We start from the raw sequence: 24,248 nt of genomic DNA, 5'->3' as shown, positions 1-24,248 counted from the left end.
GGACACCTCCCCAAAACGGCTTCAGTGAGCCATGCTGAATACATCAGCAAAAATATAAAGAGGTGTCAATGGAACAAGTTATCGGAATTGATCTGGCAAAGCGAGTGTTTCAATTACATATTGCGTCTCCGCTCGGAAAAATGATTAAAAATACCGTGGTAACGCGCGATAAACTGACGACATTCATTGCTCAACAACCCCCTTCTAAAATAGTGATGGAGGCTTGTGGCAGCCCAAATTACTGGAGCCGACAATTTAAACGCTGTGGTCATGAGGTGAAGCAAATCAGCCCCCAATATGTCGCCCCATTCAGAATGGGCAGCAAGAATGATAAAAATGATGCCGTGGCTATTGTGGAAGCAGACAGTCGTCCGGGGATGCGTTATGTGCCGGAAAAAACACAGGAACAACAGGATATTCAGTGTTTGCATCGTGTTCGCCAACGGCTAATGAAAAACAGAACGGCGCTGATTAATCAAATACGGGGATTGGGCTTAGAATATGGCATTGCTATACCCGAAAGCGCTCACAAGGTTGAGCAATGTTTGCCTGAGCATCTGGAAAACGCGGAAAATGACCTGACCCCGTTGAGCCGTGAATTATTTCAGGAACTCTTGCTTGAACTCAAAGAACAGCAGCAGCGTCTGAAAGTGCTGGATAAACACCTCAACCATTTGAATGCACAAGAAGAAGATATTCGCTGTCTACTGACGCTACCGGGTATTGCTCCACTGGGGGCATCCGCTTTGATGATAGCGCTGGGAGATAGTACGGATTTCAAAAATGGCCGCCATTTTGCCAGTTATCTGGGGCGGGTTCCAAGAGAACACAGTAGTGGTGGCAAAGTCAGGTTATTGGGTATCACGAAACGCAGGGATGGCTATTTGCGAGGAATACTGATTCATGGTACCCGTTCCAGTTGTTTATCGGGTGCAAAAAATCCCTGACGAACAATGTAATGGATTACAACGCGGGTTAAAAGGCGTGATAGCCTGCAGCGGGCTCAATAAAGCGGCAGTTGCCCTGGCAAATAAAAATGCCCGAATAGCCTGGGCTCTGGTCAGCCAACAATCGAGTTATGAACCACGATGAGTTACCCATGATGTAAATGATGTAGAAGTCCATAAGTTGATGTACTGACAGGTCGAACCGACTCTCTGTGAACCTGGTAAATAGCTCAGTCTATCGAGACTGTTGAAATAATGAGGGCAGAGAGTGCGGATTTTCATCAGGGCTCATTGAAGCCGAATATATGTTTGCGACTACGTTGTCAGAAAAATTTACTCACCTACTTGAATTGAATCAGTGTCCATATAGTTATTTAGATAAATTTTTAATTAAAAAATAAGAAAACCCGGAATGATAATCGTTTTACAAGCTTAAACCCTTCATCTTTTTAACATTATTCACTTTCTCTTTTTACTTGCATTTCTCTTTTTTAATAATTTCAAACTCCTTTTATTTTACGTTGATTTAACCTACCATGATCATTTAAAAGTGAAAATACAGAAAGATTAAAGATTAAAGATTAAAGATTAAAGATTAAAGATTTTATATAATAGGATGATATTAATGTACTTTTTCGGCATCATTTTACAAAACAAATCATCAAAATAATGCAATAAAAAAATTAGTAAAACGGGTTAATTAAGCAAAACTTAAATCCTGAGAAAAGGTTGATTATCTGAAAAAACATAAAAGGATATCTTTACATTATCAGGTTATTTACTGACCAGCGTGGAATCTTACTTTTTATGGACCTCTTCATCATTAAAATGATCTGATCATCCTATTTCATAAAAAGTGATTTTGACGATGACCATTTTTAATTATATCAATGATATCCCTGACCCGTGCGATGGCATCAATAAAAAACATGAATTAATGGATGTGATTTTTCTGGTCTTTGCAGCTGTTCTAAGTGGTGCTTCTGGCTGGAAATCCATTCAGAAATTTGGCGAGTGACAATTAAAGTGGCTTAAACAGCATGCCGCTTTTACTCACGGCATTCCCCGCCGACACTGTATTACGAATATTATCAAGGCCATTGATAGTGATGAACTCATTGGGTTACCGAGAAAAATCAGGGACACAGTCGTACAGAACAACGTACTGTGATGCAAATCAGCTCCGAGCTCCCTGAGACATTTCAACGCCGCTGGCCATCGATACACAGTTTGATAGAAGTGGCCTTCGAAAGAAGAGTAAAAGGAGAAACCTATTGTGATTCACGCGAGTATATGAGTCCATTACCGTTGGATACTGAAGCAGCAGCAAAAGCAATTAGGCAGCACTGGGGGATCGAAAATGAACTGCACTGGACACTAGATGTCACCTTTCGGGAAGATGAATTATCCCTGAAAGACCCAGATGGGACGGCTCATATGGCGTTATTTAACCGGATTGCATTAAACATGCTCAAAGACTAAAAAAAATCAGGCATCAAAACGCCGGAGAGCAGCGTGGTCAGGAGAATTTCGCAGTGAACTTATCTTTGGTTGAATTATGAGCAAAGTGGAATCTCACTCTGAGTACTTGCTGGACCTATATGTGGAACCGGTACATGGGTTTTAGAAAAACGGCGCTATAGATTTCGCAAATAACTAATAACCACTGGTTTAGCTGCCAATAGATTTCATACAAGAACTGTTGTCGATAATAATGCTCTAGGTGCAACCGCTGGTTAAAACTTTAGATTTTGGTTAAGTCAAACATCGGACTACGACACGACCTGCAAAGCCAATATTGCTAAAGGTATAGCTGATGGAAATTTGATCTTGCTTATAGCTATGTTCATTGCTGAGAGTTTTACGCTAGTTTTTCTTAATTTTTGGTGTAGCATATCAATGAAAAGTGTATAATATGGATCTTTTTCTATGTATTGTTTTTTTTAGTTTTTATCTATAGATGATGCTCTTTAATTCAACAGCTTTAAAGTGACGTTGCATATCGTCTAACGCTCAGATTCATCATCATATAAGTACAATATGGCAATTAGATGACACAACAAGATAATAGTAACAAATATAAACCAGTTTTTAGTAAGGCTAACATGCCGTTAACTATGCAATATCTTGGTGGAAAATCGAGAATAGTTGACAATATCTTTGATTCTATTAAACAAAGTTTCCCTGAAGTCAATACATTTGTTGACCTATTTTCGGGTTCAGGGGTTGTTGCTTATCAAGCTTCTCATCTTGGTTATCGAGTAATTGCGAATGACATTCAACCATATTCAGCTTGCATTCTACGTTCTCTTCTAAAAAAAACATCAGATAATATGCGGCCTTTAATTTTGCGTTTAGAAAAAATTACTAATAGTGAATTGTTTTCTAAGAATAGAGAGGAATATTTGCAAGATTTCCTAGTTGAAGATGATTTTTTTAACAAGGCGTTTGAAGAAAATTTTAACTGGAAAGAGTATGAGTATTTTTGCAATAATACGGTACTTATCGATGGTACTAGAGCTGAAGCTAATCGTTTGAGCAAAGAAAAACCATGGACATTATTTCTAGCATATTACCGCAATACTTATTTTGGTGTTAGGCAGTGTGCTGAACTGGATTTTTTAAAAGAATTAAGTTTTGAGTTATCCGAAAATATTAGAGATCAACTTGATGCTTGCATTATTTCAGTGATGACAGATTGTGTATCAAGCACAACTCACTTAGCTCAATATTTAAAGCCATCATCAGAAAAATCAGCATATAATTTATTAAAAAAGAGAAAAAAAAGTTTAATTAATGAAACAATAAAGCGCTTAAATTCGATTTCTTCTAAGCCTTTCATTCAAGATGCTGATGTATATAATTTGGATTTTAGGCAAGCTCTTAAAATATTGCCTCAATATAAAGATATGATTATATATGCAGATCCCCCATATTTTAAAGAGCATTATTCTCGTTATTATCATGTTCTTGATACGTATATTATTTATGATTATCCGGAATTAACTTTTAATAAAGTTTTAGGAAAAACAACTGTTGGACGATATCGTGAGGGGCGCTTGGTTTCTCCATTTGGAAAGCGTTCAACCGCAAAAAGTGCATTTGAGGTTCTTTTGAAGCAATCAATATCTAAACGAGCAAAATTGGTGATTAGCTATGCCTGTTCTTCTATAGTTGATTTATCCTTTTTTAAAGAATTATCTGAAACATACAAAATACCATTAATTATTGATGAATTTAATCTTGTACATACAGGGCAAGGGCAATCGAGGCATAAATCTGTAACTGAATATTTATTGAAGTTTGATATCAAATGAAACTCGCAGATATTTTAGAGGATATTCAACCTCAACATGACTATCCGGCAGGACTAATTCATCCATATTGGGCTAGGAAGCCAATAAATGTTATTGAGCTACTTATTGAACAGTTCAGCAATGAGGGGGATTTAATTCTTGATCCTTTCATGGGCTCTGGTACTTCTGTATTTGGAGCATTAAAACGAAGACGTCGTATAATAGGTTCTGATCTTAACCCACTGGCTTGTTTACTTGTTAACGCTATTCTAGGTTCTGCAAATAATAAAACGGAACGCAAAGAAGAATTTCTATCTGCGTATAATGTGCTAGCGGAGTATGCAATAGCACTTTATAATATCGGGAACAATGAATGTGTTGAACGTGAAACTTATGAGGTCAAAGGGCAGTACTCGAATGGAGAGTTTGAGCTAAAATTGTTCTCTCATAAGATTAAGCCTATAAATAATAGATCCCTGAAAGGTAAGCCTAGAGAGTATCATAGTGCACATTATTATTATTCCCCCTCTGCATCTTCAGTATCAGAACCATTAGATTTTTCAAATATAGAATTTACTGAAAATACAAGAATTGCCGTTCATTCTGGTGTTAATGCGTCACATTTTTTTACTCGCCGTAACATTGATTTTATCAATTATGCTTTGAGATATATTCAACAACCTTCTATTTCATCAGATACTAAAGAATTATTGACGATTTTTTTATCTTCATTGCTACCAATGTTGCGCTTAAGTGATAAAAAGGCTAGTTCTCAGTGGCCTTATTGGCGGCCAAAACAAACATTGACTTCTCGTAATCCTATTGTTGCTTTACATAGAAGAAAACGTGCATTCTTAGATATGTTTGAATGGGTTAGTCAAGAAATACATAAACCCGAGGATGCGTCTATTTTTCAGTTGCCAGCAAGTGTTGTTAATTCAATGATTACGCAACCTGTAGATCTCATTCTTACGGATCCACCTTATGCAGATCATGCGCCATATTTGGAGTATTCTGAACTTTTTTGGAGTATTGTATCTGGTAAGACAACACGCTCATTGTGGGAGCATGAAATTGTAAAAACTAATGCTGTTGGAAGAGGTTCTGATTCTGAGCAATATGAAGACAGAATGAGAGAAACATTGATATCTACATTAGAGAGCTTGAAGAACGGTGGTTACTTTATTTTCTTTTATGTTGATAAGAATCTTAATCATTGGAATGCAATTAAGTCAGCAATAAAAGCAGCATCATGTGTAGTTGAGGAAGTTGTTCCAATTTGCAAGCAAAGACGCTCGATGAAAACCGTTACGAGCCCAGGTAAAACACTTGATGGCGATCTTATTATTGTATGTAAAAAGAGGCTGAATGATGGTATAGAATTACCATTATTAACGATGCAAGATATATTGGATACCTTACCGAAGGATGTTTCTTATTTTAATAAATTTTCAAATTTTATGAAAACGTATCTACAAAGCAATATTATGGATCTTGACTGTTGGAATATTAAAGACATATCAAGGATTATCTAATATGTATTGGCTATTAAGCGAAGAAAAACAAAAAAAAGTTAGGGAATTAGTTGATCAAGTCGTGTTAGCTCTTTCTGATATGCCTCATAAGCCTCCTCATGCAGATCAAATATTTCCATTTCAGGGGCGTAAAGCAATTAATCACGCAAAAACTGTTATCAATATACTCACAGATGTTGATGCTATTGTATGTGACCCCTTTGTTGGATCTGGGAGTTTTGGGTATGCATCTGTTCTATTAGGTCGTCATACGCTTGTGAACGAGTATGAGCCTTATACATATAGAATAATGTCTGCACCATATGACTTACCCGAACGTTACGAACTTGAAGCAGCGTTTAAACAAGTCATTCCATTGCTCCAGTCTATTACTGATTACTATTATCGAACTATTTGTACTTGTGGGCATTCAATAGTTGCTGACTCTTATTTCTATGATCGTGAACCAGAAAGATATTTAAATATTACACATCATGAACGTCTTGGCCCTAATGGTCAGAATGTAACATTTAGAGGAGCTTATCGTTGTAAGAATTGTGGGAACGAAACTAAATTTTTTAACGATTTTGATAAATTAGTATTGGATAAGTTAGAGGAGGAGAATAATGAATTTTTTAACATTAAACTCATTGAAAACTCAAGGATTAATTTAAGTAAAGAATTTATTTTATATGGCTCATTATTTCCTAAACGTAGCAGGATTGTTTCCTTTAAAATGTGGGATGTACTTGTTTCAAGTAATATTCCAATGAAAAGTAAAATATTTTTGGAAAATGTGTTTTTATCGATAATTCCATCTTTAAAATACAAGGATTATCGTAGTAAAAGTCAAGATTTGCATTGCCCCAAAATTATGTTAAGGGAAAATAATCCTTTTAATCTTTTTGTAAAACAGTATAAAAAAAGAAGGGATACACTTTATAAATATAATGAATCTTTCTCTGGAACTATTAATCTAAGTTGTAAAGATTTTAGAGTATTTATGAAAGAGCAAGCAGAAGAATCCGTTAATATCGTTATTACGGATCCTCCTTGGCATGATGGAAATGCTTATTTTGAAAGAGCACAATTATACCATCCTTGGATTGGTTTTAATCTAAAAAATGACGAAGAGAGATTAGCAAATGAAGTTATAGTTAGTGATTCTCCTGAACGCCCACATAAAAAGAATTATGATAGATGGTGGAATGATATAGACGATTTATTCAGACAAAGCTATCGTGTTTTAAAACCGGAATCATTTTTAGTGCTCTATTTTCGACCTGTACCTGCAACTAGATGGATTAGCAATTTTAATCGATTGAAATTGTTAGCTAGGAAAAACGGTTTTGAGCCTTTATTGACAATTGATTTGTCAAATAACGACCCATCAATGAGAATACAACAAAGTGCGCATTATGCTTTCAGTAGCGACTTAATTTTGACTTTTTTACGGCTATCTCCCGATGAAATGCGATATTATATTAATGATCTAGATTTAGATGAGTTAGGATTTAGAGTGGCAGTTATATTGCAGGATCGTTTAGTTCGTTCATTTACTAAACATGAGTGGTGGAATGAAATATTTGAGTCTTTAAGAAAAGAAGGGGTGGTAGAGTTACATTTACCAAAAAACCGCTATGTTATTGAGCGCATTTTCTCTAGAGTCTGTGAAAAGAGGAATGATGGCACATATTTACCAAAAGCAACTACACCATATTCTGACGAAATATTTAATGTGCCATATATTGAACGTGTTTCATTGTATGTCCCATATGTTATTGAGGAATTATTAAATAAAAGTGATAAGTTTACTTTTGATCAATTTTTATTGAAGATTGCTGAGTTTGTTGAAAATGGTACTCGTGCAATCATTGAAGATATTTTAGGTGATGGAGAAGATAACATTGCAAGCCTATTGGAACTTTATGCAGAGCCAATAGATGGTGGCAAGTATTTTACAAAACGCCCTGTACCTAAAATCCCGGAGAATATTGTTAATTTACTTGAACTCAATCCAATTGAGTTTGAAAATTTTGTTGCAAAATTGCTTGAGTTAGAAGGTTATAAAAATGTTGCAGTATCCGGACGATCAGGAGATCGTGGTGTTGACATTCGTTGTAATGATGAAGAAGGTAATTTGGTCATAGTTCAGTGCAAAAGATATACGAAAAGTAAAATTGGTTCGACACCGATACAACGTCTTCATAGTTTTGGTGTTACTAGAGGCGCATCAAAAATGATTTGTATTACAACGACTGATTATACACCTGATGGATATGATGAGGCTAGATTGACTAATGTTGAATTAATTGAGAGAACTAAATTAGAATCCCTAGTTTATAAACATAATCTTTTTAATAATAATTAGATTCTAAAGATTATGTTGAATATTCATTATTATAATGAGAAAGAAATGAGTTAATTATGATATATTAGTTTTAAACTCATAGATGAATTTGTGGGTTTAAAACTTTTTTGTGTGTCAACAATCAAAAAGTATTTTTATAAAATTTTTAATGATTTTTGTACAAACTTTCCCTATCAATTCATCATACTATGTGACTATGCATTTGGGCGATGAGTGTAGTGGTATAAGAATCCCGGACACCTCAGAAGCCCGTTAATCTAACGGCAGTCAAAGAAGGTATAACCAATAAAAAAACATCAAATCACATGGTACCATTTTTCTCCGACATTCAGGCTGGACGGTGGAACACATCATTAAATACCACCAAAAGCGTAGATGTTGTAGATGTCGCACGCAACCTTGATATTGGATGGAGATATTAAATAGTGACTGAGAAAGGCCACCGGTACTATAGCCGCACTTCTTTTTTCAACAAAAGAGACATGCATAGAAAAGTTTAATTCATGCGAGTTTCTAAGAATTCGTGAATATCAGGATGTGGTTTAAAGATGACAAAAAATAACAACACCGATAATTATACCGGTGTTGATTATTATGCTGGCAATTATTGATAATCGCTGACAGGTGCACAGGAGCAGTGCAGATTACGATCACCGTAAACATCATCCAGACGTTTAACGGCAGGCCAATATTTATTGGCTTTGGTTTCTGCGGTTGGGAATACGGCAATTTCACGGCTGTAACTATGGCTCCAGTCAGAAACCAGCTCAGTTTGTACGTGAGGCGCATTGACCAATGGATTATCTTCCAATGACCATTCACCTTTCGCTACTTTGCTAATTTCAGCACGAATTGCCAACATAGCATCCACAAAGCGATCAATTTCTACTTTGCTTTCTGATTCCGTGGGTTCCACCATCAGCGTGCCAGCAACCGGGAATGACATGGTTGGTGCATGGAAACCATAATCAATCAAACGTTTGGCAATATCCATTTCACTGATACCAAACTCTTCTTTCAGTGGCCGAATATCCAGAATACACTCATGGGCCACATACCCGTTATGGCCGGTATACAACACGTCATAATCATTCTTCAGGCGGGTAGCAATATAGTTAGCATTCAAAATCGCCGTCTGACTTGCCTGTTTCAGCCCTTGTGAACCCATCATACGAATATACATCCAGCTAATAGGCAGAATGGAAGCACTACCAAATGGAGCCGCCGAGACAGCTCCCTGTTCAGTAATACTATCCATTTGAACCACCGAGTGCCCCGGTAAGAACGGTGCCAAATGGGCTTTTACACCAATCGGCCCCATGCCTGGACCACCACCGCCATGTGGAATACAGAATGTTTTATGAAGGTTAAGATGCGAAACATCAGCGCCAATAAAGCCTGGGGAGGTGATACCAACCTGTGCGTTCATATTCGCACCATCAAGGTAAACCTGACCACCATACTGATGGATGATTTCACATACCTGACGGATAGTTTCTTCATATACGCCATGGGTTGATGGATAAGTCACCATGATACAAGAAAGTTCATCACCTGATTTTTCCGCTTTTTCACGCAGGTCCGCCAGATCAATGTTACCTTCTTTATCACAACCAACCACAATAACTGTCATACCTGCCATATGAGCAGAAGCTGGGTTAGTACCATGAGCAGAACTTGGAATTAAACAGATATGACGATGCCCTTCTCCACGACTTTCGTGATAATGGCGAATGGCCAGCAACCCAGCATATTCCCCCTGCGCACCAGAGTTGGGTTGCATACAAACCGCATCATAACCTGTCAGTTGCACCAACCAATGAGATAACTGGCTTATCATCTGCTGATAACCCTGCGCCTGTTCTGGCGGGCAGAATGGATGCAGTCCATTAAATTCAGGCCAAGAGATAGGTAACATTTCTGCCGCAGCATTGAGTTTCATGGTACAAGAACCCAGTGGGATCATTGCCTGATTCAGCGCCAAATCTTTGCGCTCAAGACGATGCATATAACGCATCATATCTGTTTCGCTGTGATAACGGTTGAAATTCGGATGCTGGAGAATTTCATCGTTGCGCAGCATAGATGCAGGGATAGAGTGGCTTTCCGCTATTACATTCTCATCCAATGCCTCAACATCCAGCCGCTCCTCTGTACCCGTCAGCACAGAGAATAATTTGACCAAATCATCACGGGTGGTAGTTTCATTCAATGTAACACCCACTGCACCGTGAATGTCGGTACGCAAGTTGATTTCTGCCTTGTCTGCCCGTGCCAACACTGTGGCTTTATCGGCAACTTCAACGGTCAGCGTATCAAACCAAGTTTTGTAGCGCAGATTCAATCCCGCTTTCTGTAACCCAGCGGCGAGAATGTCAGTAAGACGATGAATGCGGCCGGCAATGCGTTTCAGTCCTTTGGCACCATGATATACCGCATACATACCCGCAATATTTGCCAGCAGGACTTGAGAAGTACAGATATTGGAATTCGCTTTCTCACGACGAATATGCTGCTCACGGGTCTGCATTGCCATGCGCAGAGCGGTATTACCTGCCGCATCACGGGAAACGCCGATAATACGTCCCGGCATAGAACGTTTGAACTCATCACGACAAGCAAAAAATGCCGCATGGGGGCCGCCATAACCCATAGGTACACCAAAGCGCTGAGCAGAACCAAACACCACATCTGCCCCCTGTTTGCCCGGAGCGGTCAGAAGCACCAGAGCCATCAAATCAGCAGCAACGCTGATAATGATTTTACGCTGTTTCAGTTGTGCGATCAGGTCAGTGTAATCATGAATTTCACCTTTTGTACCAACCTGTTGCAGCAACACACCAAATACACCTTCCAGCTCCAGAACTTTTTCTGCTTTATCTACAACCACATCAAAACCAAACGTTTTGGCGCGGGTACGAACAACATCCAGCGTTTGAGGATGTATATCATCAGCAACAAAGAAACGGTCTGCATTTTTCAGTTTGCTGGCACGTTTTGCCATTGCCATTGCTTCAGCCGCAGCGGTTGCTTCATCCAACAGAGAAGCAGAAGCAAGATCTAACCCCGTCAGGTCGATAGTCACTTGTTGGAAGTTCAGCAATGATTCAAGGCGTCCTTGAGAAACTTCCGGTTGATAAGGTGTATAAGCGGTATACCAGCCAGGATTTTCTAATAAATTGCGTAAAATAACCGGAGGGAGCACAGAAGGCACATATCCCATACCAATATAGGATTGGTAACGCTTATTTTGGCTAGCAATGGCTTTCAGTTCAGCCAATGCTTGTTGTTCAGTTGCACCACCGCCTACATCGGGTGGCTCTGGTAACGCAATATCACGGGGAACAATTTTCTGGGTTAACTCACTGAGAGAACTTGCCCCTACTATCGCCAGCATCTCTTTTTGCTGTTCGGCTGAAGAGCCAATATGACGGCGGATAAACTCGCCCCGGTTTTCAAGTTGGCTTAATGTCTGAGTCATTTAGTACTAATTCCTGAAGCTGGCCAGAAATGGCATACAAATAAAAACGCCCCGATCATGATGTGAAACGGGGCGACAGTGGGCACTTTATTCTTCTTCGTCCAGAAGTGCCTGATATCTTTCGGCATCCAGCAAATTCGAAAGTTCACTCTCATCAGAAGCTTTAATACGGAACAACCAGCCTTCACCATAAGGCTCGCTGTTAACTAATTCAGGAGCATCGCTCAGCGTTTTATTAACGGCAATAACTTCACCACTCAGTGGCGCATAAATATCAGAAGCAGCTTTTACTGATTCAACAACAGCACACTCATCACCAAAGTTGATTTCATCGCCAACTTCTGGCAAATCAACAAAAACCATATCGCCTAACAGCTCCTGCGCATGCTCGGTAATACCTACAGTATATTCACCATTGCCTTCTGCGCGAATCCACTCATGTGATTTAGCATATTTTAATTCTGCGGGTACATTACTCATTACCATCGTCTCCTTCAATCTTAGAACCTCGCTCATTTAGTCATTTTGGTTTCTTGCACCAATCATGCTTACTGAGATAAGTTGCTATTTACATCACGTTATTAGATAAAAATGACTATACGAGGGGCTTACCCGCCCGTACAAAAATAGGTTTGACTACCTGAACCGGCATTTCACGATTACGGATTTGTACAATCGCCTGTTTACCAATCCCTTGCGGCACACGAGCAAGAGCAATACTGAATCCTAATGTTGGGGAGAACGTACCACTGGTAATAACGCCAGAGTGTAAGGCGCCCACCTCATCAGTGAAGCTAAGGGTTAAACCACCGCGCAACACACCTTTTTCTCTCATTACCAAGCCAACCAACTGATCAGTGCCATCTTCACGCTGTTTTTCTAACGCTTCACGACCTATAAACTGGCGATCTTCTGGTTTCCAAGCGATTGTCCAGCCCATGTTAGCTGCTAATGGAGAAATGGTTTCATCCATATCCTGACCATAGAGATTCATACCTGCTTCAAGCCGCAAAGTATCACGAGCCCCTAATCCTGCGGGTTTAACGCCAGCATTAAGTAATTTTTGCCAGAAATCTGTTGCTTGCTCTTTCGGCATCGCAACTTCATAACCCGCTTCACCGGTATAACCCGTCGTTGCGATAAACAGATCATCAGCCTGAACACCAAAGAATGGCTTCATACCAGCAATAGCCTGTTTTTGTTCATCATTCAGTAAAGATTGTACTTTTGCCTGAGCTTCAGGCCCCTGAATAGCGATCAACGCCAGATCATCACGAACTTGAATATCGACAGAATAATGAGTTACATGTTCACTAATCCAGGCCAGATCTTTCTCACGAGTTGCAGAATTGACCACCATCCGATAAAAATCATGGCTAAAATAATAAACAATCAAGTCATCAATGACACCACCGGAAGCATTAAGCATCCCGGTGTATAAGGCTTTACCCTTTTCTGTGAGTTTAGCAATGTCATTTGCCAGTAAATAACGCAGGAAATCACGGCAGCCAGTACCATGCAAATCCACAATCGTCATATGGGAAACATCAAACATACCCGCATCAGTGCGAACAGTATGATGCTCATCCACTTGTGAACCATAGTGCAAAGGCATCATCCAGCCATGAAAATCTACCATGCGAGCACCACAGGCCAAATGCTGGTCATACAATGGAGTTTGTTTTGCCATTCTTTCCCTCTTTTCATTTCCTACATGAAAACATGCCGCGTATTAACCGACAGATACTGTGAATCATGAACAAAAAGCGGCTAAAAAACACGACGCAAACGATATCTTAAAATGAAAGTTATCACTGAAAACCAAAATGAACCATAAGTAAAAATAGGGTCCAACTCAGCAACAACCAAAAAACACGCGGTGAGTATGCAGAATTTTCAACTATTAAAATGCGCTATAATGCTCAAAATTAACAATTAACTTTAGAAAACACTCATATTCCATTAAGAGCTAACTGAAATATGAATAAAACCACTTATCCATATTCCAGCAAGACATGAGAAAAACTAATCGGTATGCAGAGGCTAAATTAGATTTTTTCAGCCGAAGAAGACTGAAGAGAAAACCAGTCAGGTAAGTCATTCAACCCCATGGCTTGACGAAGCAATTGAGGTTTAATTCCGGGTAAATTATCTGCCAAAGATAACCCGATATCCCGCAGAAGTTTTTTCACCGGATTATTGCCGTCGAATAACTGACGAAAACCCTGCATTCCGGCTAGCATCACAGCCGCACTATGTTTACGACGGCGTTCATATCGACGTAAATAGAAATGCTGACCAATATCTTTTCCCTGGCAATGCAGACGACGCAATTCACCTATCAGTTCAGCGACGTCCATAAAACCTAAATTCACTCCCTGACCTGCCAATGGATGAATGGTATGAGCAGCATCGCCCACTAAAACCAAACGGTGAGCGGCAAAGTGACGGGCATAACGACCAGTCAATGGAATTGTCTGGCGTTCACTGATCAGCTCACACTGACCAAGGCGCATATCAAAATCCACCGCCAATTGTTGATTGAAAAGCGTATTATCAAGCTGTTTGTACTGACCTGCTGATTCACCCGGCAGTGACCAGACAATTGAACACAAATGCGGATCAGCAAGAGGCAGAAACGCCAGAATACCATCACCATAGAAAACCTGACGGGCAACACTACCATGAGGTTCTTCAGTGCGGATAGTCGCCACCAGCGCATGATGTTCATAATCCCAGAATGTCAGGGGGATATCAGCATGTTGCCGCAACCATGAATGAGCACCATCAGCGCCAACAACTAAACGGGTAGTTAACATACGTCCATCAGATAAGGTCATAAAGGCTTCATTTTCACCCCAAGCAACCTGCTTCAAAGCCGCAGGAGACAAGATAGTCACATTAGACAGGCTCTCTGCTTTTTTCCATAATGTTTCACGGATGACCCTGTTTTCAATGATATGACCAAGGTATTCCAAACCATAGTCAGCCGCACTGAAACGAATGCGGCCAAAGCTATCTCGGTCCCAAACCTCCATTCCCTGATAAGGACTGGTGCGCATAGCCAGAATCGGTTGCCACACACCAAGGTGCTGTAACAGGCACTCACTGGCAGCATTAATCGCAGAAACCCGCAAAGCATACTCTTCTCCCACAGTAACAGGCTGAGAGGGCGGATAATTTTCTACCACGGCCACTCGCAAGCCACTGCTTTGTAAGCCACAGGCCAGCGCCAAACCAACCATACCGCCACCAGCGATAACCACATCAAATGATTGCATAATATAACGTCCTCTTATTTTGCAGTTATCCCCGGGTAACCAAGCCCAAAGTCTGACGGGCCAGCATATCCCGCACAGGAGAGAATTTTTCCATTGCCATCAGGCCAAGATTACGCCCAGCTATCAATGGAAGATAACGATTAGCAAATATCCGTATCAATCCATCAGTCATACCAATGGTATTTTCCCGATCTGAAACCCGTTGCTGCTGATAGTTGGCCAGAACCGAATAAGTACCAATATCCTGACCAACTGCAAAAGCTTGAGAAACAATCTGAGCCAGTGTCATTACATCTCGCATACCAAGATTAAAACCCTGACCAGCTATCGGATGTAATGTTTGCGCAGCATTTCCCACCAGCGCCAACCTGTGGCTAACTTGTTGATTTGCAGTGGATAATGTTAGTGAGTAACTATGACGCTGACCGACTGCCAATATTTTGCCCAATCTCCAACCAAATGCACGCTGTAACTGCCTCAGAAATTGTTCATTATTCCAGGCAGCGATCTCCTTTTGTTGCTCCAATCGATGACACCATACCAGTGAGCTTCGACCTCCAGACATCGGCAACAGAGCAAGCGGTCCATATTCTGTGAAACGTTCAAATGCTCTACCTTGCGGATGCTCTGAAGTTAATACATTAGTAATCACTGCAACCTGTTCATAACGGTGCTGTTGCCGTTGAATGTGACAGGAGTGACCAATAGCGGAATGGCTACCATCTGCTGCCACCAACAATTCACCCCGGAGTTGTTCACCATTATCCAGTGTCACTATCACCGATGATGTCGTTCTCTCAACAGCCAGAACCTTGGATGGACAATACAGCGTAACGCCAAGCGAATTTTTCAGTAATCCAAACAAACACTGCCCAGCATCATACAATTCGATAACATTCCCTAAAGCTGGAATGTTATAGTCTTTAGCACTAAGGTTGACCAATCCCGCATGACCACGGTCACTAACATGAACGTGAGTTATTGGTATCACATAATCTTCCAGAGCAGACCAAACCCCGATCTGTTGTAAACGCTGACAGGTACCGTAAGCCAGCGCTATCGCTCTGGCATCAAAGCCAGGGTGTTTCTGCTCCGGCTCCGCTGCTTCAATTAGGGAAACATGAATCTGCCCCTTACTCAGGGAAGATATCGCCAACGCAAGCGTCGCGCCGGTCATGCCACCACCAACTATAATCACGTTCATACTTAACTTAACCCTGTTTTGCCTTCGCCATCAGAGCTTCAATCTCATCAGCGCCTTTAACAACACTGGCCGTCAGGTTTTCGTTGCCTGTTTCAGTAATCACAATGTCATCTTCAATACGAATACCAATACCACGATATTCCAGTGGCACATCTGCATCTGGTGCAATATAAAGCCCTGGTTCAACCGTCAACACCATTCCCGGTTCCAGAATACGATCGCGCTCTACGCCATAGTGTCCGACATCATGCACATCCAACCCTAACCAATGACTAAGACCATGCATAAAGAACTGACGATATGCTTTAGTTTCGATCAAATGTTCAACTTCACCGTGCATAATGCCCAATTTCACCAACTCTTCTACCATAATCTGCACAACATGTTCTGTCACTTTGCTAATACTGGTGCCTGGCTTGTACAGTTCAAGTGAAACATTCAGTGTTTTCAATACGATATCGTAAATTTCACGCTGCGCACGGGTGAATTTGCCATTTACAGGGAAAGTACGAGTGATATCTCCGGCATAACCCAGATATTCACAACCTGCGTCAATCAGCACTAAATCACCTTCTTTCATCCGGCTTTCATTCTCGGTATAGTGCAGAATGCAGCTATTTTCACCACTTCCTACAATCGTGTTATAAGAAGGATAACGAGCACCTTGATAGGTGAATTCGTGATGAATTTCGGCTTCCAGTTGATATTCAAACATTCCTGGGCGACAAACTTTCATCGCACGCGTATGTGCCTGTGCGCTGACTTCACCAGCCCGACGCATAATTTCAATCTCGGCTTTAGATTTGAACAATCGCATTTCATGTAACCACGGACGCCAGTCAGTCATGGTTAAAGGGGCGGAAAGGTTGCGACGACTACCCTTTCTTAATGTGTCCAGCGCATGAAAAACAATTTCATCTGCATAGGCAAATTCGCCTTGTGCGTGGTAAACCACATCCAGCCCATTTAATAATTGATAAAGCTGTTCATTGATATCATCAAAAGGCAACGCCCGGTCAACACCCAATTTTTTAGGTGCAGCTTCTTGTCCAAGACGACGACCAAACCAAATTTCCGCCGTCAAATCACGCACCCGATTAAAAAGAATGCTGTGATTATGCGTATCATCACTTTTAATTAATATCAGCACAGCTTCCGGTTCATTAAATCCAGTCAAATAAAGGAAATCGCTGTGCTGACGATAGGGATATTCATTATCCGAATTTCGTGGCGCAGGCGGAGCAGAAAAAATAATCGCTGCGCTGGCCGCAGCCATTTTTGCCAGTAAAGCCTGACGGCGGGATAAATATTCTTGTTTGGTCATATCCTCTCCTGCGACTTAGTTAATTATTTTGAGTTCAATAAACACTAATTAATGCAATGTTGGCTTATCATTTTTTGCGGTTGATACAGTTTTAGCCTCAGTAAACGCGATATAGCAAAGTTGGGCGGCAACCCGCACATATTCAAGGACCTCTTCCAGTGCCTGAGACAGCTCTTCCTGATCATCACTCTCTTCATAACCAAGCAGGCCGATATTGCGCAGGTCACCAATAATCTCACCAACCTCTTTCTTATCTGTCAGTTTTGGTTGAGCGACGCCAAGTCCCAGCAAAAAATGATTCACCCAACCAGCCAATGCATCAGCTCGTTTAAACACATTACCTTCTTCATTAGGCAACAATAAATGGAATGCAAAATTACTGTCATCTAATGATTCAAATGTGATTTCACGTAATTCACGTAATTGCTGAGCCAACGGATGGGAAAAAGCCAAACCATCATTGGCTAAATCATGAACTAAAGCCTGCCAGCTACTATCGCGATTACCACCGCACAGCAGGCCACTAATCAATCCATGCATCTCTGCTGCAGTCAGTGCCACTGACTGCTGATGCAATATTTCGTCAAAAGATTGATAATCTGGTAATGAATTATGTATAGACATGTGTATTGGTCATCGTTGACGGTGGAAGTTCATGCTATGCTACCACCAAGGGGAGTCGCTATACCAGACAACAGCTGTAGCTAATCGTTAGTTATCTGTCGGTATCGCGTTGTAATGATTGGTGTCTGCTTTATCCTATCCATCAGGAAGTAAAGCCAAGACGCAGTAATAAATCAGGAAGGGGTCATGTCTGCACAACCAGTAGATATCCAGATTTTTGGGCGATCATTACGTGTCAATTGTCCATCAGAACAGAAAGAAGCACTGCTAGCTGCCGCTGTGGAACTTGAGCAACGTTTAGAAAATTTAAAAGAACGCACCAGAGTAACCAATACTGAACAACTGGTTTTCATTGTAGCATTGAATGTCTGTCATGAGCTGGCACAAGAAAAAGTGAAAACTCGTGACTATGCCTACAATATGGAACAAAAAATAAAGATGCTTCAACAGACTATAGAACAAGCATTAGTCGAACAAGGTCGCACCACTGAGCATACTATTCCATCAAGTGGATGAATTTTATTGATAAATCATGCATTAGTGAATGAATCGTTCCATAATTAAGTTGATTTCTGTGTTTAGTTTCATACAATAGGCTTTATAAAGTTGCTTAGTAAGTACTGAATAAATTTCTCTGAGATGTTCGTGAACGGGGAAAGTCCCCTGAGCCGATATTTCATACATTATAGAATGTAGTGCTTCGTAGCCGGTGTGCATGCTCGGTCCGTCCGAGAAACCTTAAGGATACGACGCTACGTTCACCTTGAACCAAGGGTTCAAGGGTTACTACCTGTAACGGCATCTTGGAGAACCTCATCTTTTATCATTTCTGCTATTAACAGGCAGGTTCCATGCAATCAGATCCCCTGTTATCACTGAGACAGCACCTCAGAAAGGAAATACGCCAAAAGCGCCGAGAACTGTCCCCTGAACAGCAATCTCTTTTTGCAAAACAAGTGGCTGAGCGCGCTATTAATCATCCAAAAATTCGCCAGGCTAATAAAATCGCGTTGTTTTTTTCATTCGACGGTGAAATCAATACGCACCCACTGATTAACCTGCTCTGGCAACAAAATAAGCGGATCTATCTGCCAGTATTGCACCCTTTCAGCCGTCACCATCTGTTATTTTTACACTATCAACCTAATACTAAACTTGTCAGAAATTGTTTCAATATAGAAGAGCCACCACTGAATGTTCAGCAAGTTTTACCCTTATCTGAACTGGATATCATGATGATTCCGCTGGTTGCTTTTGACCGAACAGGGCAACGGCTTGGCATGGGAGGCGGCTTTTACGATCGTACACTAAGCCAATGGCAACAAAAAAATTTCTACCCAATTGGCCTGGCTCATAACTGCCAATTAGTCGATTCACTACCATCAGCTGATTGGGATATCCCACTACCTGAAATCATCACTCCTGAAAAAATCTGGCATTGGCAGTAAAAAAATGGGCACATCACGCAATGCGCCCATTTATCCCATATCAAAATAATCAGTAAAGCAGACGAGAACGGATAGTACCCGGCAGTGCTTTCAGTTTTTGAAGTACCATTTCAGCCTGAGCGGGAGTCTCAGTTACAATATCAATAACCACATAACCCATATCCCCACTGGTACGCAGGTACTGAGCTGCAATATTGATATCCTGTTCAGCAAATACCTGGTTAATACTATTCAGTATACCCGGACGATTTTCGTGAATATGTAAAAACCGGTTAGTATCATCAGCATGCGCTGGGAGAGAAACTTCAGGGAAATTTACTGCCGATAAGGTAGAGCCATTATCAGAATACTTCGCCAGCTTTCCTGCTACTTCATAACCAATGTTCTCTTGTGCTTCCTGAGTAGAACCACCGATATGTGGAGTCAGCAACACGTTATCAAATTTAAGCAAAGGTGATTCAAACGGATCATTATTAGTCGCCGGTTCAACCGGGAATACATCCACCGCCGCACCGGACAGATGTTCACTTTCCAGTGCATCACACAATGCTGGGATATCCACTACCGTTCCACGTGAAGCATTAATCAGGATAGAACCCGGTTTCATCAATGCAAGTTCCGTTGTCCCCATCATATTTTTAGTTGATGGCGTTTCTGGTACATGCAAACTGACCACATCACTCATATTCAGTAATTCTGATAAATGACGTACCTGATGAGCGTTACCTAATGGCAATTTATTCTCAATATCGTAGAAGTAGACATCCATACCGATATTTTCAGCCATAATACCAAGCTGAGTACCAATATGACCGTAACCGATAATACCCAATTTTTTACCGCGAACTTCATAGCAGCCCTTAGCCTGTTTATCCCACACGCCACGATGAGCTTTTGCATTCGCTAAAGGAATACGACGCAGTAACAACAGCAACTCACCAAGCACCATCTCAGCAACAGAGCGGGTATTAGAAAACGGTGCATTAAAGACAGGAATACCACGTTTGGCTGCGGCTTTCAGATCAACCTGGTTTGTACCGATACAGAAACACCCCACAGCAACCAGTTTTTCCGCTGCCTGAAAAATGTCTTCTGTTAGTTGTGTGCGAGAACGGATACCAACAAAATGAGCATCACGAATCGCTTCTTTTAGCTCTTGGGAATCCAACGCCCCTTTATGATATTCGATATTGCTATAGCCCGCTCCTCGCAGGTTTTCCACTGTACTTTGATGAACACCTTCTAATAGCAAAAATTTAATCTTATCTTTTTCCAGAGATACCTTAACCATTTATCCTGCCTATTGTGACGTCAATTTTCGTTACATTTAAGATTCATTCTCTCAACATAACAAAAAAAACAGACACAGCAATATAAACGATTGCTATCCCTATCCAGTCAACCTCAGTAAAAGCGTTATTATGCGGAATAAAATGATGCGGAAAAGAATAATGTCAGAATTTAGACTATCTATTCATTAGGGGTATAAGATATATCACTAAATTTTTACTTATCATTCCGCGTGAAAAAATTTTAAGGGCGAAATGTTACGCCCTCATAAACAATATTATTGAGTGATGGTTTTCACTCCATCTAATGTTCCCATCAATACAACATCCGCGCCACGGTTAGCAAACAGACCGACAGTCACCACACCTGCAATACTATTAATTTTATTCTCTAGCTCAATAGGATCGAGAATAGATAAATTATGTACATCAAGGATTGCGTTACCGTTATCAGTCACAACATTTTGGCGATATTCTGGTAGACCACCCAATTTAACTAATTCACGGGCAACATATGAACGAGCCATTGGAATCACTTCAACTGGCAGAGGGAATTTACCTAACACATCAACTTGCTTAGAAACATCGACGATACAAATGAATTTCTTCGCTATTGCAGCAATAATTTTTTCGCGGGTCAGTGCAGCACCACCGCCTTTAATCATCTGCATATTGCTATTGATTTCATCCGCTCCATCAACATAGATATCAAGGGAATCCACTTCATTACAATCGAATACAGGAATCCCCAAACTTTTTAACTTCTCAGTAGAAGCCTCAGAGCTAGATACTGCCCCTTCAATCTGGTCTTTAATTGAACCAAGAGCATCAATAAAATGTGAAGCCGTTGAACCCGTCCCCACCCCCACAATCGTCCCTGGAGTGACAAATTCGAGCGCCGCCCAACCTACTGCTTTTTTTAGTTCATCCTGAGTCATATCAATTCATTGCCTATATCAGTTATTTAAGAAAAGCTGTCGGCTAGTATAAACAATAATTTGCCTCATCCACTGAAAAAATATGGCATAGTGCTATACAGAAAAATAAATGGAGAATCTTCCTGTAATGAAACGCCCTGATTACCGAACACTGCAAGCCCTGGATGCTGTTATCCGTGAGCGCGGTTTCGAACGCGCTGCACAGAAACTCTGTATCACTCAGTCCGCAGTCTCTCAACGTATCAAACAGTTGGAGAATCTATTCGGTCAACCTCTGCTGGTGCGTACCATTCCTCCGCGTCCTACGGAACAGGGGCAAAAGCTACTGGCGTTATGGCATCAGGTAGAACTACTAGAAGAACAATGGCTGGGTGATGAATATGGTGTAGATACTCCACTCTTGCTTTCTCTGGCAGTCAACGCAGACAGTCTGGCCACCTGGTTGTTACCGGCATTGCACCCGGTACTCGCTGATTTGCCTATCCGACTGAATATTCAAGTTGAAGATGAAACCCGTACTCAGGAACAACTAAGAAGAGGTGAAGTCGTTGGCGCAGTCAGTATCCAACCTCAACCATTACCTAGTTGTCTGGTCGATACACTAGGGGCGCTAGATTATCTATTCGTTGCCTCACCAGAATTTGCTACCCGCTATTTTCCAAATGGAGTTACCCGTTCCGCGTTACTGAAAGCACCCGCTGTAGCATTCGACCACTTGGATGATATGCATCAGGCATTTCTACAACAGAACTTCGATTTATCACCGGGCAGTGTTCCATGCCATATCGTCAACTCATCTGAAGCGTTTGTACAACTAGCAAAACAGGGTTCTACTTGTTGTATGATCCCTCATTTGCAGATTGATAAGGAGTTGGAAAATAGTGAATTGATCGACCTGACACCCGGTTTATGCCAACGCCGGATGCTCTATTGGCATCGTTTCGCACCGGAGAGTAGGACAATGAAAAAAGTGACTGACGCCCTGCTGAAACTTGGGCGTCAGATGTTAAGACAAGATGACACTCATTAACGCTTTAGTTCAAACACAACATCAACCTGATCGCTGAAGTTGATGCTCTCCTGCTGGTAAGTTTCACCCACACCAGCAGCACCTCCCGCCATAAGCACATCACTATTTTGATATCTCATGTGACCAACCGCTTCTGGTGCTCGATAGTTGATACTATATATCGAACCCAGTCCGCTGTTAAAACCTGTTGCCAGTGCACCAGCCTGCTCAATGGCATTCTCGATTGCTTTCTGACGAGCTTCATCACGATATTTTTGTGGATTGTCCACACCAAACTCAATCGACGTAATTTCGTTCAAACCCGCTTTTAATGCACCATCAAGCAGAGGATTAAGCTGATCCAACTTATGAACCTTCACCTCCACCGAACGAATTGCACGATAGCCTTTCAGCGTAGACTTGCCAGACACCCCATCATACTCATAATCAGGCTGAGTACGCAGATTAGCCGCATTAATATCTTTCTTTTCAATACCGTTCTTTTTCAGAAAATCAAAATATTTAGCAACAAGCTCATCAACCTGCTTTTTAGCACCAGAAGCATCTTTAGCAGAAATATTGACGTTAATCATCAAAGTTACCATATTCGGTTCTGCTTTAACTATCGCATTACCGGAAGTAACAATATGCGGAACCGCGGGTAAATCAGCCGCCTGTGCAGCAAGTGGCAAACCTCCTGCACTTAACATTGCAGCTAAACCCAATGATTTTAATTTCACACAACCTCCGTAGAAAATCTGTTACAAAAAATTTATCCCTCGGAAAGACCGAAATATACACGGGATAAATAAAACACTAACACACACACTGTAAGCAAAGAAGTACCCAGGTTAACCAGAAATTATCAATCCCTGTTTAGCAAGTTGCCAGGCTATATACCACATCACAATACAGATAAACCCATTAATAATCCGTTGAGAACGTGGTTTACTCAGTACAGGTGAAAACCATGCAGCCAGAAATGCCAGAGCAAAAAACCAACTGACAGAAGCACTTGCAGCACCAAAAGTAAACCATGGCCTAAGTTCTGAGGATAGCTGACTACCAATACTTCCCAGAATGACAATAGTATCCAGATAAACATGCGGATTTAGCCAAGTGACAGCAAAGATGATCACAATAACCCGCCAACGATTTTTTGCTACATTGCTACCGCCAGACTGTTCTAATTCAACATTCGCATGTAGAGCCGCACGAAAAGCGCCCCAACCGTACCACAATAAAAACGCTACTCCCCCCCAAGTGACAAATTGTAGTAATAAAGTTGACTGTCCAAGCAATGCACTACCACCAAATACACCTACACCAATCAAGAAACCATCGCTGATAGCGCACAAAGTTGCACTCATCAAATGAAATTGTCTCCTGCTGCCTTGCTGCATAACAAAAGCGTTTTGTGGACCAAGAGGTAAAATCATCGCGGCACTAAGAAAAAACCCCTGCACAAACGTTGTTAACATAAAAAAAACTCCTCAATAATTATTCATTTTGCTATTTCAAT

The 24,248-nt window shown here is 41.0% G+C and carries 17 protein-coding genes, 1 other RNA gene and 2 pseudogenes; 9 read left to right on the top strand and 11 right to left on the bottom strand.

Annotated elements, in window-relative coordinates; all coding sequences use genetic code 11:
• Window positions 1–68 precede the first annotated feature (68 nt).
• The 5 genes and pseudogenes from C5469_RS01970 to C5469_RS01950 all read left to right on the top strand — a co-directional run bounded on the left by C5469_RS01970 (window position 69) and on the right by C5469_RS01950 (window position 8,128).
• Window positions 69–1,092, top strand: a pseudogene (locus C5469_RS01970) (IS110 family RNA-guided transposase).
• 723 nt (window positions 1,093–1,815) lie between these two features.
• Window positions 1,816–2,502, top strand: a pseudogene (locus C5469_RS01965) (ISAs1 family transposase).
• A gap of 496 nt (window positions 2,503–2,998) precedes the next feature.
• A complete protein-coding gene (locus C5469_RS01960; protein ID WP_166301536.1) occupies window positions 2,999–4,264 on the top strand; it encodes a DNA adenine methylase in 1,266 nt (421 codons plus the stop codon).
• Window positions 4,261–5,778 carry a DNA methyltransferase gene (locus C5469_RS01955; RefSeq protein WP_166301533.1) on the top strand — a complete coding sequence of 506 codons (1,518 nt, stop codon included), beginning with the start codon at window positions 4,261–4,263 and terminating at the stop codon, window positions 5,776–5,778. Before C5469_RS01960 ends, C5469_RS01955 begins: the two co-directional genes overlap by 4 nt.
• A gap of 1 nt (window position 5,779) precedes the next feature.
• The gene (locus C5469_RS01950; RefSeq protein ID WP_166301530.1) at window positions 5,780–8,128 is read left to right on the top strand and encodes a restriction endonuclease; all 2,349 of its coding nucleotides are present in this window, start codon (window positions 5,780–5,782) and stop codon (window positions 8,126–8,128) included.
• A gap of 604 nt (window positions 8,129–8,732) precedes the next feature.
• Here the strand turns inward: C5469_RS01950 and gcvP are convergent.
• The 7 genes from gcvP to C5469_RS01915 all read right to left on the bottom strand — a co-directional run bounded on the left by gcvP (window position 8,733) and on the right by C5469_RS01915 (window position 18,042).
• Complete coding sequence (gcvP, locus tag C5469_RS01945) at window positions 8,733–11,609, bottom strand: aminomethyl-transferring glycine dehydrogenase (protein ID WP_166301527.1); 2,877 nt, start codon at window positions 11,607–11,609, stop codon at window positions 8,733–8,735.
• Window positions 11,610–11,696: 87 nt separating this feature from the next.
• On the bottom strand, window positions 11,697–12,089 hold the full coding sequence (gcvH, locus tag C5469_RS01940; RefSeq protein ID WP_166301524.1) for a glycine cleavage system protein GcvH: 393 nt from the start codon (window positions 12,087–12,089) through the stop codon (window positions 11,697–11,699).
• A gap of 115 nt (window positions 12,090–12,204) precedes the next feature.
• Entirely contained in the window at window positions 12,205–13,299 is a 1,095-nt protein-coding gene (gene gcvT, locus C5469_RS01935) for a glycine cleavage system aminomethyltransferase GcvT (RefSeq protein WP_166301521.1), read from the bottom strand.
• A 358-nt stretch (window positions 13,300–13,657) separates the two neighbouring features.
• Window positions 13,658–14,890 carry an FAD-dependent 2-octaprenylphenol hydroxylase gene (gene ubiI / locus C5469_RS01930; protein ID WP_166301518.1) on the bottom strand — a complete coding sequence of 411 codons (1,233 nt, stop codon included), beginning with the start codon at window positions 14,888–14,890 and terminating at the stop codon, window positions 13,658–13,660.
• Window positions 14,891–14,915: 25 nt separating this feature from the next.
• The gene (gene ubiH, locus C5469_RS01925; protein ID WP_166301515.1) at window positions 14,916–16,094 is read right to left on the bottom strand and encodes a 2-octaprenyl-6-methoxyphenyl hydroxylase; all 1,179 of its coding nucleotides are present in this window, start codon (window positions 16,092–16,094) and stop codon (window positions 14,916–14,918) included.
• Between the two features lie 7 nt (window positions 16,095–16,101).
• A complete protein-coding gene (gene pepP / locus C5469_RS01920; RefSeq protein WP_166301512.1) occupies window positions 16,102–17,418 on the bottom strand; it encodes a Xaa-Pro aminopeptidase in 1,317 nt (438 codons plus the stop codon).
• A 48-nt stretch (window positions 17,419–17,466) separates the two neighbouring features.
• On the bottom strand, window positions 17,467–18,042 hold the full coding sequence (locus tag C5469_RS01915) for a YecA/YgfB family protein (protein WP_166301509.1): 576 nt from the start codon (window positions 18,040–18,042) through the stop codon (window positions 17,467–17,469).
• Window positions 18,043–18,228: 186 nt separating this feature from the next.
• Between C5469_RS01915 and zapA the strand changes: the two genes are divergently transcribed.
• From zapA to C5469_RS01900, 3 genes are all read left to right on the top strand, one after another.
• Window positions 18,229–18,558, top strand: a complete 330-nt coding sequence (gene zapA, locus C5469_RS01910; RefSeq protein WP_166301506.1) for a cell division protein ZapA — start codon at window positions 18,229–18,231, stop codon at window positions 18,556–18,558.
• A 112-nt stretch (window positions 18,559–18,670) separates the two neighbouring features.
• Window positions 18,671–18,856: non-coding RNA, 6S RNA (gene ssrS / locus C5469_RS01905), on the top strand.
• A 37-nt stretch (window positions 18,857–18,893) separates the two neighbouring features.
• The gene (locus tag C5469_RS01900) at window positions 18,894–19,490 is read left to right on the top strand and encodes a 5-formyltetrahydrofolate cyclo-ligase (protein ID WP_166301503.1); all 597 of its coding nucleotides are present in this window, start codon (window positions 18,894–18,896) and stop codon (window positions 19,488–19,490) included.
• 49 nt (window positions 19,491–19,539) lie between these two features.
• On the opposite strand, the gene serA is transcribed toward C5469_RS01900, so the two are convergent.
• Window positions 19,540–20,781: a phosphoglycerate dehydrogenase gene (gene serA, locus C5469_RS01895; protein ID WP_166301500.1), complete on the bottom strand. Its 1,242-nt coding sequence runs from the start codon at window positions 20,779–20,781 to the stop codon at window positions 19,540–19,542.
• A 276-nt stretch (window positions 20,782–21,057) separates the two neighbouring features.
• Entirely contained in the window at window positions 21,058–21,717 is a 660-nt protein-coding gene (gene rpiA / locus C5469_RS01890; RefSeq protein WP_166301497.1) for a ribose-5-phosphate isomerase RpiA, read from the bottom strand.
• 127 nt (window positions 21,718–21,844) lie between these two features.
• On the opposite strand from rpiA, the gene C5469_RS01885 reads away from it, so the two are divergent.
• Window positions 21,845–22,747, top strand: a complete 903-nt coding sequence (locus C5469_RS01885; RefSeq protein WP_166301697.1) for a LysR family transcriptional regulator ArgP — start codon at window positions 21,845–21,847, stop codon at window positions 22,745–22,747.
• Here the strand turns inward: C5469_RS01885 and C5469_RS01880 are convergent.
• Entirely contained in the window at window positions 22,744–23,466 is a 723-nt protein-coding gene (locus C5469_RS01880) for an oxidative stress defense protein (RefSeq protein ID WP_166301494.1), read from the bottom strand. The two genes, C5469_RS01885 and C5469_RS01880, sit on opposite strands and share 4 nt — an antisense overlap.
• 111 nt (window positions 23,467–23,577) lie before the next feature.
• On the bottom strand, window positions 23,578–24,207 hold the full coding sequence (argO, locus tag C5469_RS01875) for an arginine exporter ArgO (protein ID WP_166301491.1): 630 nt from the start codon (window positions 24,205–24,207) through the stop codon (window positions 23,578–23,580).
• Window positions 24,208–24,248 lie beyond the last annotated feature (41 nt).

The sequence above is a fragment of the Photorhabdus cinerea genome (assembly GCF_011189575.1).
Classification (GTDB): domain Bacteria; phylum Pseudomonadota; class Gammaproteobacteria; order Enterobacterales; family Enterobacteriaceae; genus Photorhabdus; species Photorhabdus cinerea.
This window is presented reverse-complemented; position numbering and strand designations above follow the sequence as displayed.

What these genes read in the sequence shown, in the direction of transcription:
- C5469_RS01960 (WP_166301536.1), top strand. Translation starts at nt 2,999, where the DNA reads ATGACACAACAAGATAATAGTAACAAATATAAACCAGTTTTTAGTAAG.
- C5469_RS01955 (WP_166301533.1), top strand. Translation starts at nt 4,261, where the DNA reads ATGAAACTCGCAGATATTTTAGAGGATATTCAACCTCAACATGACTAT.
- C5469_RS01950 (WP_166301530.1), top strand. Translation starts at nt 5,780, where the DNA reads ATGTATTGGCTATTAAGCGAAGAAAAACAAAAAAAAGTTAGGGAATTA.
- gcvP (WP_166301527.1), bottom strand. Translation starts at nt 11,609, where the DNA reads ATGACTCAGACATTAAGCCAACTTGAAAACCGGGGCGAGTTTATCCGC.
- gcvH (WP_166301524.1), bottom strand. Translation starts at nt 12,089, where the DNA reads ATGAGTAATGTACCCGCAGAATTAAAATATGCTAAATCACATGAGTGG.
- gcvT (WP_166301521.1), bottom strand. Translation starts at nt 13,299, where the DNA reads ATGGCAAAACAAACTCCATTGTATGACCAGCATTTGGCCTGTGGTGCT.
- ubiI (WP_166301518.1), bottom strand. Translation starts at nt 14,890, where the DNA reads ATGCAATCATTTGATGTGGTTATCGCTGGTGGCGGTATGGTTGGTTTG.
- ubiH (WP_166301515.1), bottom strand. Translation starts at nt 16,094, where the DNA reads ATGAACGTGATTATAGTTGGTGGTGGCATGACCGGCGCGACGCTTGCG.
- pepP (WP_166301512.1), bottom strand. Translation starts at nt 17,418, where the DNA reads ATGACCAAACAAGAATATTTATCCCGCCGTCAGGCTTTACTGGCAAAA.
- C5469_RS01915 (WP_166301509.1), bottom strand. Translation starts at nt 18,042, where the DNA reads ATGTCTATACATAATTCATTACCAGATTATCAATCTTTTGACGAAATA.
- zapA (WP_166301506.1), top strand. Translation starts at nt 18,229, where the DNA reads ATGTCTGCACAACCAGTAGATATCCAGATTTTTGGGCGATCATTACGT.
- C5469_RS01900 (WP_166301503.1), top strand. Translation starts at nt 18,894, where the DNA reads ATGCAATCAGATCCCCTGTTATCACTGAGACAGCACCTCAGAAAGGAA.
- serA (WP_166301500.1), bottom strand. Translation starts at nt 20,781, where the DNA reads ATGGTTAAGGTATCTCTGGAAAAAGATAAGATTAAATTTTTGCTATTA.
- rpiA (WP_166301497.1), bottom strand. Translation starts at nt 21,717, where the DNA reads ATGACTCAGGATGAACTAAAAAAAGCAGTAGGTTGGGCGGCGCTCGAA.
- C5469_RS01885 (WP_166301697.1), top strand. Translation starts at nt 21,845, where the DNA reads ATGAAACGCCCTGATTACCGAACACTGCAAGCCCTGGATGCTGTTATC.
- argO (WP_166301491.1), bottom strand. Translation starts at nt 24,207, where the DNA reads ATGTTAACAACGTTTGTGCAGGGGTTTTTTCTTAGTGCCGCGATGATT.